The 15,728-nt window shown below is 53.0% G+C and carries 10 protein-coding genes, 2 tRNA genes, 3 rRNA genes and 1 pseudogene; 7 read left to right on the top strand and 9 right to left on the bottom strand.

Going from position 1 to position 15,728, the window contains the following annotated elements:
- Positions 1-90: 90 nt before the first annotated feature.
- Entirely contained in the window at positions 91-894 is an 804-nt protein-coding gene (locus AC6I8A_RS04380; RefSeq protein ID WP_008105211.1) for an endonuclease/exonuclease/phosphatase family protein, read from the bottom strand.
- Between the two features lie 148 nt (positions 895-1,042).
- A pseudogene (locus tag AC6I8A_RS04375) lies at positions 1,043-1,680 on the bottom strand (MFS transporter); the annotation flags it as partial.
- Between the two features lie 183 nt (positions 1,681-1,863).
- Between AC6I8A_RS04375 and yafC the strand changes: the two are divergent.
- Positions 1,864-2,772 (top strand): DNA-binding transcriptional regulator YafC, encoded by a 909-nt coding sequence (yafC, locus tag AC6I8A_RS04370; protein ID WP_479490129.1) that lies wholly within the window; start codon positions 1,864-1,866, stop codon positions 2,770-2,772.
- Between the two features lie 15 nt (positions 2,773-2,787).
- Here the strand turns inward: yafC and dkgB are convergent, their stop codons facing one another.
- The 7 genes from dkgB to gmhB all read right to left on the bottom strand — a co-directional run bounded on the left by dkgB (position 2,788) and on the right by gmhB (position 9,953).
- Positions 2,788-3,591 carry a 2,5-didehydrogluconate reductase DkgB gene (dkgB, locus tag AC6I8A_RS04365; RefSeq protein WP_497818082.1) on the bottom strand — a complete coding sequence of 268 codons (804 nt, stop codon included), beginning with the start codon at positions 3,589-3,591 and terminating at the stop codon, positions 2,788-2,790.
- A gap of 168 nt (positions 3,592-3,759) precedes the next feature.
- Positions 3,760-3,836, bottom strand: a tRNA-Asp gene (locus tag AC6I8A_RS04360).
- Between the two features lie 102 nt (positions 3,837-3,938).
- Positions 3,939-4,054 (bottom strand): 5S ribosomal RNA (gene rrf, locus AC6I8A_RS04355).
- 106 nt (positions 4,055-4,160) lie between these two features.
- Positions 4,161-7,065 (bottom strand): 23S ribosomal RNA (locus AC6I8A_RS04350).
- Between the two features lie 213 nt (positions 7,066-7,278).
- Positions 7,279-7,354 (bottom strand) — tRNA-Glu (locus tag AC6I8A_RS04345).
- An 89-nt stretch (positions 7,355-7,443) separates the two neighbouring features.
- Positions 7,444-8,983 (bottom strand): 16S ribosomal RNA (locus AC6I8A_RS04340).
- Together the 16S, 23S and 5S rRNA genes with 2 tRNA genes alongside form the textbook arrangement of a ribosomal RNA operon.
- Positions 8,984-9,392: 409 nt before the next feature.
- Positions 9,393-9,953, bottom strand: a complete 561-nt coding sequence (gene gmhB, locus AC6I8A_RS04335; protein ID WP_293797509.1) for a D-glycero-beta-D-manno-heptose 1,7-bisphosphate 7-phosphatase — start codon at positions 9,951-9,953, stop codon at positions 9,393-9,395.
- A gap of 187 nt (positions 9,954-10,140) precedes the next feature.
- Here gmhB and metN point away from each other — a divergent pair, with 187 nt between their 5' ends.
- The 6 genes from metN (at position 10,141) to proS (ending at position 15,713) form a co-directional block, all read left to right on the top strand.
- A complete protein-coding gene (metN, locus tag AC6I8A_RS04330) occupies positions 10,141-11,172 on the top strand; it encodes a methionine ABC transporter ATP-binding protein MetN (RefSeq protein WP_497818081.1) in 1,032 nt (343 codons plus the stop codon).
- Complete coding sequence (locus AC6I8A_RS04325) at positions 11,165-11,818, top strand: methionine ABC transporter permease MetI (RefSeq protein WP_256695676.1); 654 nt, start codon at positions 11,165-11,167, stop codon at positions 11,816-11,818. The genes metN and AC6I8A_RS04325 overlap by 8 nt, the downstream gene beginning before the upstream one ends.
- A 37-nt stretch (positions 11,819-11,855) precedes the next feature.
- Positions 11,856-12,671: a MetQ/NlpA family lipoprotein gene (locus tag AC6I8A_RS04320; protein WP_265301321.1), complete on the top strand. Its 816-nt coding sequence runs from the start codon at positions 11,856-11,858 to the stop codon at positions 12,669-12,671.
- A 128-nt stretch (positions 12,672-12,799) separates the two neighbouring features.
- Positions 12,800-13,201 carry an envelope stress sensor lipoprotein RcsF gene (rcsF, locus tag AC6I8A_RS04315; protein WP_497818080.1) on the top strand — a complete coding sequence of 134 codons (402 nt, stop codon included), beginning with the start codon at positions 12,800-12,802 and terminating at the stop codon, positions 13,199-13,201.
- Positions 13,198-13,905 (top strand): tRNA (N6-threonylcarbamoyladenosine(37)-N6)-methyltransferase TrmO, encoded by a 708-nt coding sequence (gene tsaA, locus AC6I8A_RS04310; protein WP_256695672.1) that lies wholly within the window; start codon positions 13,198-13,200, stop codon positions 13,903-13,905. The genes rcsF and tsaA overlap by 4 nt, the downstream gene beginning before the upstream one ends.
- A gap of 89 nt (positions 13,906-13,994) precedes the next feature.
- Positions 13,995-15,713 carry a proline--tRNA ligase gene (gene proS, locus AC6I8A_RS04305; RefSeq protein ID WP_265301317.1) on the top strand — a complete coding sequence of 573 codons (1,719 nt, stop codon included), beginning with the start codon at positions 13,995-13,997 and terminating at the stop codon, positions 15,711-15,713.
- Positions 15,714-15,728 lie beyond the last annotated feature (15 nt).

Raw genomic sequence — 15,728 nt, 5'->3', positions numbered from 1 at the left:
CTGAATTCTGCATATCGCCTGTTCAGGCACTAACTTACCCTTAGCAGTATGAGTTCGATTGTTGCTAGATGGGAGCTAGAGCGTATTGGCTTAACGCTCGATACCGTAGAGAGAGTTGAACTCAACCAGCAGCGGATTGTGGTCTGAGGCGCGCGTCACCAGCACTGAGGCCTCACTGACCTTCATATCACGATAGAAAACGAAATCCAGTGGGCGACCGAAGGCTTTACGACGATGGTCATCGGTGAAGTTCACTTCACGCAGTGACATCTCCCGCGCAAAGCGATACAGCGCATTCATACGCTGGCGGCTCCAGGCGTTAAAATCCCCCGCCATGATCACCGGACCGCGATGATGCTGAATCTGTTCGCCAATCGGCCCGAGCTGTTTACTGTAGACATCGACACCCAGGCTGAAATTGACCGCGTGAATGTTCACCACCATCAGCATTTCGCCCGTGGGCAACGGATATGCGGTAACCAGTGCAGATTTAGCTAAACGCAACAGCGGCTCTCGCTCGCGTAATGGACAGCAGTAAACAGGATGCGCTGAGGCCAATGTCATGACGCCTGAAGGATGTTGCGGTAAGACAAAGGCAGGGACCTGATCGGCCGCGAGATAGTTACTGGTGGCGAATTTGACCAGTTCGGGCGTGGCTTGCGCCTCCTGCAATAGAACAAGGTGGGCGTCTTTGCCAAAACCTTGCAGCACCGACATCCAGTCTGCGCGCTGTTGCTTGAAGATATTCCAGACTAAGACTCGCAGTGTGGGATCGGCTGGCAAAGGTGCGCCAGGCGGTAATGCCTGCCCAAGATGCAGCATTGCCCCCGGCGGAAAGATCCGCTCTGCTGGCTGTCCTGCTACATAACGCATTGAATAAGTTTTTTTCCGCACTTTCCCGCCTGACTGGTTTACGACTCGTACTTCACCTGACTGTTATAGGGATTTTAGCGCGGGGTTTCAATTGGTGTTCTTGATTGTCGGAATTCGCCTCACAGCATACCAATGCAAAAGCCTGCCAATTGGCAGGCTTTTGCGCGTGCTATTCCATCGCTATCGCCGTTTGAGGTTTGTCGAGTTGACCACTCACTCGCACCAGCAGCAGCGCGCCGAGCACAATCACGGCGCCAACCCACGGCGTTTGCGCCAGTCCATAATGCTCGACAATATAACCACCTAAAGTGGAACTCAGAACGATACCGATATTGAAGGCTGCAGTATTGAGGCCTGATGCAACATCTCCCGCGCCTGGCGCATAGTGTTCAGCTTTCTGCACCACGTAAACCTGCAAACCCGGCGCGTTGGCAAAGGCGAAGATGCCCATCACTAATACTGTCGCCACTGACATAAAGTGCATGCTGGCGGTGAACTGGAACACCATCAGCAGAATGGCCAGCGCCATAAAGAACAGTGTCAAAGCAGGTACGCGCCACGGCGGTCGGCCAGCTTGCCGCCCCAGATATTACCAATGGCGACCGACACACCATAACCCAGCGCGGTAATCGCATAAATCAGCAGCAGACGTGGATTGATCATCACACGCGCTTGCTGGGCGAATGTTGTTGCCAGCGGCTGAGCAATATTACGCGGGATAAGCAGTTGGCTTGCCACCAGAGCAATGACGCCCAGCAATGACACAGCCAGGCAACCAGGTTGCCAACGGTGAAGAGCACCATCAAACCCATTAATAATTGCTTACGCGCTAACTTACTGGTCAAAGCAGTCATCACCGGCAACGCCCAGAGCATAAATAGAGAGTGGCATGATTAACTCCCATGAAGTTTTGATGGCCGTTAGTATTGCCTCATGCTTTAATGACAAAAAGATGCAAAGTGAGAATTGACTTTTGCTTTTGGAGGGATAATGAAGGCATCGTCCGATGAGCTTAAGGTGTTTATCGCTGTGGTGGAGAGCGGCAGCTTTAGTCGTGCAGCAGCACAGTTGCAGATGGCCAATTCAGCGGTAAGTCGCACGGTTAAAAAGCTGGAAAATAAGCTGGGTGTCTCGCTCTTAACGCGTACTACGCGTCAGCTAGCACTTACTCATGAAGGCGAGCACTATTTTCGCCGCGTGCAAAAGTTGATGCAGGAGATGTCGACTGCCGAGAGCGAGCTGATTGAGCGGCAGCTGGCGCCTCAGGGCGTGCTGCGCATCGATGCAGCTACGCCCGTGATTCTGCATCTGTTGCTGCCAATGATTAAACCTTTTCGTGAGCGCTATCCAGACGTCACGCTATCGCTGGTCTCTTCGGAGAGCTTTATTAATCTCATCGAACGCAAAGTCGATGTGGCGATTCGCGCCGGCAATTTGACAGATTCTACGTTGCGCGCTCGTCTGCTCTTTATTAGTTATCGCAAATTAGTGGCCACGCCGGCTTATCTGGCGAAATATGGCGTACCGGTATCGGCAGCTGATTTGGCGCTGCATGAATGCCTCGGCTTTGTTGAAACGCCACGCTTAAATCGCTGGCCTGTCACAGATGAAGGTGGCGAGCTTTATGACATCACGCCGGGTATGTCATCTAACAGCGGCGAAACGCTCAAACAGCTAGTGCTAGGCGATCAAGGTATCGCGTGTTTATCAGATTTTATGGTGGATAAAGAGATAGCGGATGGCACTTTTATTGAACTGTTAGCTGAACAGCGCGTACCAGTTGAAATGCCTTTTAATGCGGTCTATTACAGTGACCTGGGAGTTAGTCAGCGCGTTCGGGCGTTTATCGATTTTCTAAGTGAATGGGTTAAAGATCAGCCCTGGCGAGTGCAGGGCTGAAGAGGTAAGTCGCGATTAATCCCAGTTTGGTGCCAGACCTTCAGGACTTACTAAACGCTGCTGACGATCCAGCGCGGCAATATTTGCCATATCTTGATCATCTAAATGCAGATCAACTGCTGCCATGTTGCTCGCCAGGTTTTCACGTTTGGTAGATGACGGGATCACCGCGTAACCTAACGTCATCGCCCATGCCAGAACCACCTGAGCTGGAGTGGCTTTGTGCTTCTGTGCAATTGCGTTGATTACCTGATCTTTCAGCGCGTCGCCATAAGCCAGCGTCATGTAAGAAGTGATGTGAAGATCATTCTTTTGAGCAAATTCAACCACCTGCCGGTTCTGCAGGAAAGGATGCAGCTCAATCTGGTTAGTGGCAATATTTTCCGCACCAACCGCGTCAATCGCCTCTTGCATCAAGGCGATTGGGAAGTTTGAGATACCAATCTGACGCGTCAGGCCTGCTTCTTTTGCTGCCATCAATGCCAACATGCTCTCTTTCACCGATATCGCCCCTTCTGGAGAAGGCCAGTGGATCAAGGTGAGATCGACATAGTCGGTGCGCAGTTTTGCCAGGCTCTCTTCCAAGCTGGGAATCAACTTCTCAGCCGAAAGATTCTCAATCCAGATTTTGGTGGTAACGAACAAGTCGCCACGTGCTACGCCACTTTCAGTGATCGCCTGACCCACAGCTGCTTCATTTTCATAGATTTGCGCGGTATCAATTGTGCGATAGCCAAGTTCCAAAGCTGTTTTAACTGAAAGGATTACAACATCGTCTTGCAGACGGAAAGTACCTAAACCAAAGGCGGGGATTGTCATGATTTCCTCATCGGATAGCGTTGTGTTCGATGGGAAATATTCTGGCAGGTTTATTGTTGATGAAAAATCCGCTTATAAGCAGAAGAATTTTGATTTTTTATCAACAATATTAGCGGAATTACAGACATGAAAAAGCCCTGACTTTGCAGTCAGGGCTTATCAATTAAGTGGCGGAACGGACGGGGCTCGAACCCGCGACCCCCTGCGTGACAGGCAGGTATTCTAACCAACTGAACTACCGCTCCACCGATTCTGTACTGATATCAGACAATCGTTCTGATTTCAGGTGTTTCGCCCTTTCCGCGTCACCGGGAAGGTCACGACCCGATAACGGGTCTTAATTTGATGCCTGGCAGTTCCCTACTCTCGCATGGGGAGACCCCACACTACCATCGGCGCTACGGCGTTTCACTTCTGAGTTCGGCATGGGGTCAGGTGGGACCACCGCGCTAAAGCCGCCAGGCAAATTCTTTGCGCAAAAACGAATAACATCCGCTTCCGCTAAATCTTTAATCCGTAAAACAAGCTGAAAATACCGGTCTCTCAGACCAAAACGCCTCTGGCGTTGTAAGGTTAAGCCTCACGGGTCATTAGTACCGGTTAGCTCAACGCATCGCTGCGCTTACACATCCGGCCTATCAACGTCGTAGTCTTCAACGTCCCTTCAGGACTCTCAAGGAGTCAGGGAGAACTCATCTCGGGGCAAGTTTCGTGCTTAGATGCTTTCAGCACTTATCTTTTCCGCACTTAGCTACCGGGCAGTGCCATTGGCATGACAACCCGAACACCAGTGGTGCGTTCACTCCGGTCCTCTCGTACTAGGAGCAACCCCCCTCAATTCTCCAGCGCCCACGGCAGATAGGGACCGAACTGTCTCACGACGTTCTAAACCCAGCTCGCGTACCACTTTAAACGGCGAACAGCCGTACCCTTGGGACCTACTTCAGCCCCAGGATGTGATGAGCCGACATCGAGGTGCCAAACACCGCCGTCGATATGAACTCTTGGGCGGTATCAGCCTGTTATCCCCGGAGTACCTTTTATCCGTTGAGCGATGGCCCTTCCATTCAGAACCACCGGATCACTATGACCTGCTTTCGCACCTGCTCGAGCCGTCACTCTCGCAGTCAAGCTGGCTTATGCCATTGCACTAACCTCCTGATGTCCGACCAGGATTAGCCAACCTTCGTGCTCCTCCGTTACTCTTTGGGAGGAGACCGCCCCAGTCAAACTACCCACCAGACACTGTCCGCAGCCCGGATTACGGGCCTACGTTAGAACATCAAACATTAAAGGGTGGTATTTCAAGGTTGGCTCCACGCAGACTGGCGTCCACGCTTCAAAGCCTCCCACCTATCCTACACATCAAGGCTCAATGTTCAGTGTCAAGCTATAGTAAAGGTTCACGGGGTCTTTCCGTCTTGCCGCGGGTACACTGCATCTTCACAGCGATTTCAATTTCACTGAGTCTCGGGTGGAGACAGCCTGGCCATCATTACGCCATTCGTGCAGGTCGGAACTTACCCGACAAGGAATTTCGCTACCTTAGGACCGTTATAGTTACGGCCGCCGTTTACCGGGGCTTCGATCAAGAGCTTCTCCTTGCGGATAACCCCATCAATTAACCTTCCGGCACCGGGCAGGCGTCACACCGTATACGTCCACTTTCGTGTTTGCACAGTGCTGTGTTTTTAATAAACAGTTGCAGCCAGCTGGTATCTTCGACTGGCTTCAGCTCCGGGAGCAAGTCCCTTCACCTACGCGCCAGCGTGCCTTCTCCCGAAGTTACGGCACCATTTTGCCTAGTTCCTTCACCCGAGTTCTCTCAAGCGCCTTGGTATTCTCTACCTGACCACCTGTGTCGGTTTGGGGTACGATTTCGTGTTACCTGGAGCTTAGAGGCTTTTCCTGGAAGCAGGGCATCAGTTACTTCACCACCGTGGTGGCTCGTCGTCACGCCTCAGCCTTAAGATATCCCGGATTTACCAAAGATATCAGCCTACACGCTTAAACCGGGACAACCGTCGCCCGGATAACCTAGCCTTCTCCGTCCCCCCTTCGCAGTAACACCAAGTGCAGGAATATTAACCTGCTTCCCATCGACTACGCTTTTCAGCCTCGCCTTAGGGGTCGACTCACCCTGCTCCGATTAACGTTGAACAGGAACCCTTGGTCTTCCGGCGAGCGGGCTTTTCACCCGCTTTATCGTTACTTATGTCAGCATTCGCACTTCTGATACCTCCAGCAACCCTCACAGGCCACCTTCAACGGCTTACAGAACGCTCCCCTACCCAACAACACATAGTGTCGCTGCCGCAGCTTCGGTGCATGGTTTAGCCCCGTTACATCTTCCGCGCAGGCCGACTCGACCAGTGAGCTATTACGCTTTCTTTAAATGATGGCTGCTTCTAAGCCAACATCCTGGCTGTCTGTGCCTTCCCACATCGTTTCCCACTTAACCATGACTTTGGGACCTTAGCTGGCGGTCTGGGTTGTTTCCCTCTTCACGACGGACGTTAGCACCCGCCGTGTGTCTCCCGTGATAACATTCTTCGGTATTCGCAGTTTGCATCGGGTTGGTAAGCCGGGATGGCCCCCTAGCCGAAACAGTGCTCTACCCCCGAAGATGAGTTCACGAGGCGCTACCTAAATAGCTTTCGGGGAGAACCAGCTATCTCCCGGTTTGATTGGCCTTTCACCCCCAGCCACAAGTCATCCGCTAATTTTTCAACATTAGTCGGTTCGGTCCTCCAGTTAGTGTTACCCAACCTTCAACCTGCCCATGGCTAGATCACCGGGTTTCGGGTCTATACCCTGCAACTTAACGCCCAGTTAAGACTCGGTTTCCCTGCGGCTCCCCTATACGGTTAACCTTGCTACAGAATATAAGTCGCTGACCCATTATACAAAAGGTACGCAGTCACCCCATAAAGAGGCTCCCACTGCTTGTACGTACACGGTTTCAGGTTCTGTTTCACTCCCCTCGCCGGGGTTCTTTTCGCCTTTCCCTCACGGTACTGGTTCACTATCGGTCAGTCAGGAGTATTTAGCCTTGGAGGATGGTCCCCCCATATTCAGACAGGATACCACGTGTCCCGCCCTACTCTTCGAACTCACAGAATGTGCACTTTCGTGTACGGGGCTGTCACCCGGTATCGCGCGACTTTCCAGACGCTTCCACTAACGCACAAACTGATTCAGGTTCTGGGCTGTTCCCCGTTCGCTCGCCGCTACTGGGGGAATCTCGGTTGATTTCTTTTCCTCTGGGTACTTAGATGTTTCAGTTCCCCAGGTTCGCCTCGCAACACTATGTATTCATGTTGCGATGATGCACTGAGTGCACCGGGTTTCCCCATTCGGACATCGTCGGCTGTAGCGGTTCATATCACCTTACCGACGCTTTACGCAGATTAGCACGTCCTTCATCGCCTCTGACTGCCAGGGCATCCACCGTGTACGCTTAGTCGCTTAACCTCACAACCCACAGGCGTTTTGCAACGCTGCGGACTGCAGGCATTGAGAGACTCGAACATGTTGTTATTCATTTCTTATTACGGAGAAATGAACCAACACGTCGTTTCAATTTTCAGCTTGTTCCGGATTGTTAAAGAGCAATATCTCAAACATGACGGTTAAGTCAGTTTTGAGATACTTCGTGGAGACACCTTTCACCTGTCACCAAGCAAGTGGCGTCCCCTAGGGGATTCGAACCCCTGTTACCGCCGTGAAAGGGCGGTGTCCTAGGCCTCTAGACGAAGGGGACACGGGTAGTGTCACGACTTCGCAGCCGTCTTGCTCATTACTTTTTATCAGACAATCTGTGTGAGCACTGCGCGGGAAGGTATCTTCAGGTAAGGAGGTGATCCAACCGCAGGTTCCCCTACGGTTACCTTGTTACGACTTCACCCCAGTCATGAATCACAAAGTGGTAAGCGCCCTCCCGAAGGTTAAGCTACCTACTTCTTTTGCAACCCACTCCCATGGTGTGACGGGCGGTGTGTACAAGGCCCGGGAACGTATTCACCGTAGCATTCTGATCTACGATTACTAGCGATTCCGACTTCACGGAGTCGAGTTGCAGACTCCGATCCGGACTACGACGCACTTTATGAGGTCCGCTTGCTCTCGCGAGGTCGCTTCTCTTTGTATGCGCCATTGTAGCACGTGTGTAGCCCTACTCGTAAGGGCCATGATGACTTGACGTCATCCCCACCTTCCTCCAGTTTATCACTGGCAGTCTCCTTTGAGTTCCCGGCCGGACCGCTGGCAACAAAGGATAAGGGTTGCGCTCGTTGCGGGACTTAACCCAACATTTCACAACACGAGCTGACGACAGCCATGCAGCACCTGTCTCAGAGTTCCCGAAGGCACCAAAGCATCTCTGCTAAGTTCTCTGGATGTCAAGAGTAGGTAAGGTTCTTCGCGTTGCATCGAATTAAACCACATGCTCCACCGCTTGTGCGGGCCCCCGTCAATTCATTTGAGTTTTAACCTTGCGGCCGTACTCCCCAGGCGGTCGACTTAACGCGTTAGCTCCGGAAGCCACTCCTCAAGGGAACAACCTCCAAGTCGACATCGTTTACGGCGTGGACTACCAGGGTATCTAATCCTGTTTGCTCCCCACGCTTTCGCACCTGAGCGTCAGTCTTTGTCCAGGGGGCCGCCTTCGCCACCGGTATTCCTCCAGATCTCTACGCATTTCACCGCTACACCTGGAATTCTACCCCCCTCTACAAGACTCTAGCCTGCCAGTTTCGAATGCAGTTCCCAGGTTAAGCCCGGGGATTTCACATCCGACTTGACAGACCGCCTGCGTGCGCTTTACGCCCAGTAATTCCGATTAACGCTTGCACCCTCCGTATTACCGCGGCTGCTGGCACGGAGTTAGCCGGTGCTTCTTCTGCGGGTAACGTCAATCGGTGAAGCTATTAACTCCACCGCCTTCCTCCCCGCTGAAAGTACTTTACAACCCGAAGGCCTTCTTCATACACGCGGCATGGCTGCATCAGGCTTGCGCCCATTGTGCAATATTCCCCACTGCTGCCTCCCGTAGGAGTCTGGACCGTGTCTCAGTTCCAGTGTGGCTGGTCATCCTCTCAGACCAGCTAGGGATCGTCGCCTAGGTGAGCCATTACCCCACCTACTAGCTAATCCCATCTGGGCACATCCGATGGTGTGAGGCCCGAAGGTCCCCCACTTTGGTCTTGCGACGTTATGCGGTATTAGCTACCGTTTCCAGTAGTTATCCCCCTCCATCGGGCAGTTTCCCAGACATTACTCACCCGTCCGCCACTCGTCACCCGAGAGCAAGCTCTCTGTGCTACCGTTCGACTTGCATGTGTTAGGCCTGCCGCCAGCGTTCAATCTGAGCCATGATCAAACTCTTCAATTTAAGTTTGATTTGCTGAAACAAGTTCAGCGGTGCTCATCTGTAAAACGTCATAATGAATTTCATTATGTGTTCACTCGTGAGGCTTTGATATTTTGTTGCGTCCGGAGACGCTGATATCAATCCTGCGAGTGCCCACACAGATTGTCTGATAAATTGTTAAAGAGCGTTGCGAGCAGCGGCTGAACCGTCTGTCGCGAGGTGGCGTATACTACGCTACTCTCCTTCGGAGTCAAACACTTTTTTCAGCGTTTTCATCCGGCGGGATGAATTTCTTCACTCCCTGCTGAGCCGTCTGCGTTGCCGCTTTGCCGTCTCAGTGGTGGCGCATTATAGGGAGTTATTCGGAGCTGACAAGTGCAAATTTCAAGTTTTTTGCTGTTCGCTTGAAATTTGCGCAAAAGGCCCGTTTTTAGGCCTTTTTAATGCGTGCAGGCAGCTCTGCCAGACTATTAATCACCCAATCCGCTGCCGCTTCACCTTCCGGCGTTACCGGCTTGCCGCTACGTACCAGCACTTTCGTGCCCACACCCGCTGCTAACGCCGCCTGCATATCTTCTATTTTGTCGCCTACCATATAAGAAGAAGCCATATCGATATCCAGATGCTGCTGCGCGGAGAGCAACATGCCCGGCTGCGGCTTGCGACAATCACACTGCTGGCGATACGCTTCTACTGTGGCATCAGGCAGATGCGGACAGAAATAGATGCCATCCAGATCAACATCGCGATCGGCCAGCGACCAATCCATCCATTCGGTGAGCTGCATAAACTGATCTTCGGTAAACATGCCACGCGCAATCCCCGACTGGTTCGTCACCAGTACCAGCGCATAGCCCATCTTCTTCAGCGACTGCAGCGCTTCGATGGTGCCATCAATAAATTCGAAATTATCGATTTCATGAACATAGCCGTGATCGACATTCAATGTGCCATCACGATCAAGAAAAATAGCCGGGACTTTGTTCGCCACGTAGAAACTCCTGCTGAAAATGTGTCGCTAAGTATCGCATGATTGCGTATAGCGAGAGAATGGCAGTTTGAATGACTTCCATTGATTTAGCCGTCTGGATGCCTTAACATCCATCCAAATTTCGCACAGCCCTGCTGAGTGAAGCCCGATACACCACGGACTATGCAACACGATAATAAATAAACTAATGATTAAACTTGAGAATATCACCAAAGTGTTCCAGCAAGGTTCACGCACCATTCAGGCGCTGTCGAACGTCAGCCTGCACGTGCCTGCTGGACAGATTTATGGCGTCATCGGTTCATCTGGTGCCGGTAAAAGTACACTGATTCGCTGCGTCAATCTGCTGGAGCGCCCAACCTCTGGACGCGTGCTGGTAGATGGCCAGGAGCTAACCACGCTTTCCTCTGGTCAATTGACGCTGGCACGCCGCCAGATTGGCATGATTTTCCAGCACTTTAACCTGATGAACTCCCGCACCGTCTCCGGCAACGTGGCGCTGCCATTGGAGTTGGGTAATCTTTCACGTGAACAGATAAAGAAGCGTGTTAGCGAATTGCTGGATTTAGTGGGATTATCCGACAAGCATGATAGCTGGCCAGCGAATCTTTCTGGCGGACAAAAGCAGCGTGTCGCGATTGCCCGTGCACTGGCAAGCAATCCAAAAGTGCTGCTGTGTGATGAAGCCACCAGCGCACTGGATCCTGCCACCACGCGTTCGATTCTGGAGCTGCTGAATGACATTAACCGCCGTCTCGGCATTACCATCCTATTGATCACGCATGAAATGGATGTGGTGAAACGCATCTGCGATCAGGTTGCGGTCATCAGCAACGGTGAGTTAATAGAGAAAGACAGCGTGAGCGAAGTGTTCTCGCATCCTAAAACACCACTGGCGCAGCAATTCATTCAGTCAACGCTGCATCTTGATATCCCCGACGATTACCAGCAACGCATGGCGTCTCAGGCAACAGCCGAAAGTGTGCCGCTGCTGCGTCTGGAGTTCACCGGCAAATCGGTTGATGCTCCGCTGCTGTCTGAAGCGGCCCGTCGCTTCAACGTCAATAACAACATTATCAGTGCGCAGATGGATTACGCCGGTGGCGTGAAGTTCGGCATCATGCTGGCTGAGATGGATGGCAGCGAAACAGATACACAAGCCGCCATTGCCTGGCTGAAAGAAAATCATGTGAAAGTAGAGGTGTTGGGTTATGTCTGAAGCGATGATGTGGTTACTGACGCGCGGCGTCTGGGAAACGCTGATGATGACCTTTGTCTCTGGTTTCTTTGGTTTTGTCCTCGGTCTTCCGGTGGGCGTGCTGCTGTATGTGACGCGTCCCGGCCAGATTCTGGCCAACAACGTGCTTTATCGCGTGCTGTCGGCGCTGGTGAATATCTTCCGATCAATTCCGTTCATTATCCTGCTGGTGTGGATGATTCCGTTCACCCGCGCCATCGTCGGCACTTCGATTGGCCTGCAAGCTGCTATCGTGCCGTTGACCGTGGGTGCCGCGCCGTTTATTGCACGTATGGTGGAAAACGCCCTGCTGGAGCTGCCAACCGGTTTGATCGAAGCATCACGCGCCATGGGCGCCACGCCGCTGCAGATCGTGCGCAAAGTCCTGCTGCCGGAAGCGCTGCCAGGTCTGGTGAATGCCGCTACAATTACCCTGATTACCCTGGTTGGCTACTCCGCAATGGGCGGAGCGGTTGGCGCTGGCGGTTTGGGTCAGATTGGCTACCAATACGGTTACATCGGCTATAACGCGACTGTAATGAACACCGTGCTGGTTCTGCTGGTTGTGCTGGTCTATTTAATCCAATTCTGTGGCGACCGCATCGTACGTGCTGTGTCCCATAAGTAAGCAAGCAACATCAATAGTCCTCTATTAAGGAAGGGATATGTCTTTTACATTTAAAAAGATTGCCGCTGTGGGTGCTCTGATTGGCGCAATTGCGCTGGCAGGATGCGATCAGAAAGCAAAAGATCCAAACCACATTAAAGTGGGTGTGATTGTCGGTGCTGAGCAGCAGGTTGCTGAAACCGCGGTGAAAGTGGCGAAAGAGAAATATGGCCTCGACGTTGAGCTGGTAACCTTTAACGATTACGTGTTGCCAAACGAAGCGCTGAGCAAAGGTGATATCGACGCTAACGCCTTCCAGCACAAACCGTATCTGGATCAGCAGATCAAAGATCGTGGCTACAAGCTGACTGCGGTGGCGAACACCTTCGTTTACCCAATCGCGGGCTACTCGAAGAAAATCAAATCACTGGATGATCTGCAGGACGGTTCACAGATCGCCATCCCCAACGATCCAACCAACCTGGGACGTTCTCTGCTGCTGCTGCAGAAAGTGGGCCTGATCAAACTGAAAGATGGCGTTGGTCTGCTGCCAACTTCACTGGATATCACTGAGAACCCGAAAAAACTGAAGATTGTTGAGCTGGAAGCGCCGCAGCTGCCACGTTCACTTGACGATCAGCAGATCGCTCTGGCGGTGATCAACACCACTTACGCTAGCCAGATTGGTCTGACGCCAGCGAAAGATGGCATCTTCGTGGAAGACAAAGATTCACCTTACGTGAACCTGATCGTGACCCGTGAAGACAACAAAGACGCTGAGAACGTGAAGAAGTTTGTTGAGGCTTACCAGTCAGACGAAGTGTCTGAAGCGGCCAACAAGATCTTCAACGGCGGCGCAGTGAAAGGCTGGTAATTTTCACCTTTCATGCCTTACAGGGCGGCTTAGGCCGCCCTTTCTTTTGCCATAAATTGCACCTGACTTGTTATTTATTGTCGTCCTTGTTTCAATAACGCCACTTTTTATTACTTGAGGATGTTGCCATGCGTTTTTTACCGCTCTGCTTGTTGGCATTGATGCTAGCCGGGTGTGTGCGTGAATATCACCCGATAAGCAGTGCTCCTTCTCGCCCGCAACAGGCATCCAGCGAGCCAGAACGCAAACCGACTCCACGTCCTGCGCCGGTGAAGATCTACACCGATGCGGCCGATCTGGTCAGCAACCCGTTCCGCGATTTGGGCGAAGTGTCCGCTGAAGATTGCCAGAGCAGCAGCCAGGATTCGCCACCTAACATCAACACCGCGCGCAAGCGCCTGCAGATCCGAGCGGCCGGCATGAAAGCCAACGCCGTCCTGCTGCATAAGTGCGAAATTGTCACCAGCACGCCGGGATGCTATCGCCAGGCCATTTGCCAGGGCTCTGCACTGAAAGTCTCGAATCAATGAGTGAGTTTGCCTTCGCGCAAATCGGCGTAATTCGTTCGCCGTGGAAAGAGAAGTTTGCCGTCCCGCGCCAGCCCGGTCTGGTGCAGGATGGCGGCGGCGAGCTGCATCTGCTGCCGCCTTATAATCAGCCGGAAGCGGTGCGCGGGCTCGAAGAATTCAGTCATTTGTGGGTGCTGTTTGTGTTTCACCAAACCCTGGAAGGTGGCTGGCGTCCGACCGTACGCCCACCGCGCCTCGGCGGCAATACGCGTATGGGCGTGTTTGCCACTCGATCAACCTTTCGCCCCAATCCTGTCGGCATGTCGCTGGTTGAGTTAAAAGGCATTCGCTGCGAGAAGCAGCAGGTGATCTTGCAGCTCGGCAGCCTCGATTTAGTCGATGGCACGCCGGTGGTGGATATCAAACCTTATCTGCCATTTGCCGAAGCGCTGCCAGACGCGCGCGCCGGGTTTGCGCAGGCGGCGCCTGATGCCAGCATGCCGGTACGCTTTTCGCTGCTGGCGCAGAGCCAGCTCCAACAGCAGCAGAAAACCTACCCGCAGTTAGCGCGTTTCATCAGTGAGGTGCTAGCGCAGGATCCGCGTCCGGCTTACCGTAAAGGTGAGACCGAAGATCGTGAATATGCCGCCTGGCTACTCGACTTTAACGTGCGCTGGCGCATTGATGCGGCAGGAACCGAGGTGATCGCCCTCGATCCCCGTTAAAACGCGCTTTTGAGTGATTGTTCTCGCTGGTACACTAGCCGCCAGAAAAATTTTGTCAGTCTCCTTCCGTATAACTGGAATCGTAATCAATGCGTACTACTCAATATCTGCTCTCCACTCTGAAGGAGACACCTTCCGATGCAGAAGTGATCAGCCACCAGCTGATGCTGCGCGCCGGCATGATCCGCAAACTGGCTTCTGGTCTTTATACCTGGCTGCCGACCGGTATTCGCGTGCTGCGAAAAGTTGAAAACATCGTGCGTGAAGAGATGAACAACGCCGGTGCGATTGAGATCTCCATGCCGGTGGTTCAGCCTGCCGATCTGTGGGAAGAGAGTGGCCGTTGGGAGCAGTACGGCCCGGAACTGCTGCGCATTAAAGACCGTCACGAACGTCCCTTTGTGCTGGGTCCAACCCACGAAGAAGTGGTCACCGATCTGATCCGCAACGAACTGAGCTCTTATAAGCAGTTGCCGATTAATCTGTATCAGATCCAGACCAAATTCCGTGATGAAGTGCGTCCGCGCTTTGGTGTGATGCGTTCACGCGAGTTCATCATGAAAGATGCTTACTCGTTCCACACCACGCAGGAATCGTTGCAGGAAACCTACGACGCGATGTACCGCGCATATAGCCAGAGCTTCAGCCGTATGGGTCTGGATTTCCGCGCCGTACAAGCTGACACCGGTTCTATCGGCGGCAGCGCATCACATGAATTCCAGGTGTTAGCGCTGAGCGGTGAAGATGACGTGATCTTCTCCAGCGAATCCGATTATGCGGCCAACATTGAGAAAGCCGAAGCCGTAGCGCCGGCTGGCGAGCGTCCGCAGGCAACAACCGCCATGACGCAGTTCGATACGCCAAACGCCAAGACTATCGCTGAGCTGGTTGAGCAACATCAGCTGCCGATTGAGAAAACCGTCAAGACGCTGTTCGTCAAAGCCACCGAAGAGAGCGGCCACACGCTGGTTGCCCTGCTGCTGCGCGGCGATCATCAGCTGAACGAGATCAAAGCCGAGAAGCTGGATATCGTCGCTGAACCGCTGGAAATGGCGAGCGAAGAACAGATTCGCGCGCTGCTCGGTGCCGGTCCAGGCTCACTCGGCCCGGTCGGTTTGACCATGCCAGTGATCGCCGATCGTACCGTGGCGAAAATCAGCGACTTCTGCGCCGGTGCGAACATTGATGGCAAGCATTTGAGCGGCATCAACTGGGGGCGCGATCTGCCAGAACCACGTGTGGAAGATATCCGTAACGTGGTGGAAGGCGATCCAAGCCCAGACGGCAAAGGCACGCTGCAGATTAAACGCGGTATCGAAGTGGGTCACATCTTCCAGTTGGGTACCAAGTACTCCGAAGCGATGAAAGCGGCAGTACAAGGCGAAGATGGTCGTAACCAGGTAATGACCATGGGCTGCTACGGTATCGGTATCACGCGCGTTGTGGCGGCTGCGATTGAGCAGAACAACGACGAGCGCGGTATCATCTGGCCTGCGGCATTGGCACCGTTTGAAGTGGCAATCCTGCCAATGAACATGCACAAGTCTTTCCGTGTGCAGCAGTTGGCTGAAGAGCTGTACAACACGCTGCGAGCCAAAGGCATTGACGTGATTCTGGATGACCGTAAAGAGCGCCCAGGCGTGATGTTCGCCGATATGGAGCTGATCGGTGTGCCGCACACCATCGTGATTGGCGATCGTAATCTCGATAACGAAGAGATCGAGTACAAGGCGCGTACCGCCAGCGAGAAGCAGATGATTAAGCAACATGACATCGTCGACTTCCTGGCGAAAGCCCTGAACAAGTAACGCTAAAACGCCTCC

The sequence above is a fragment of the Pantoea sp. X-Soil-ISGK-275 genome (assembly GCF_059730795.1).
This window is presented reverse-complemented; position numbering and strand designations above follow the sequence as displayed.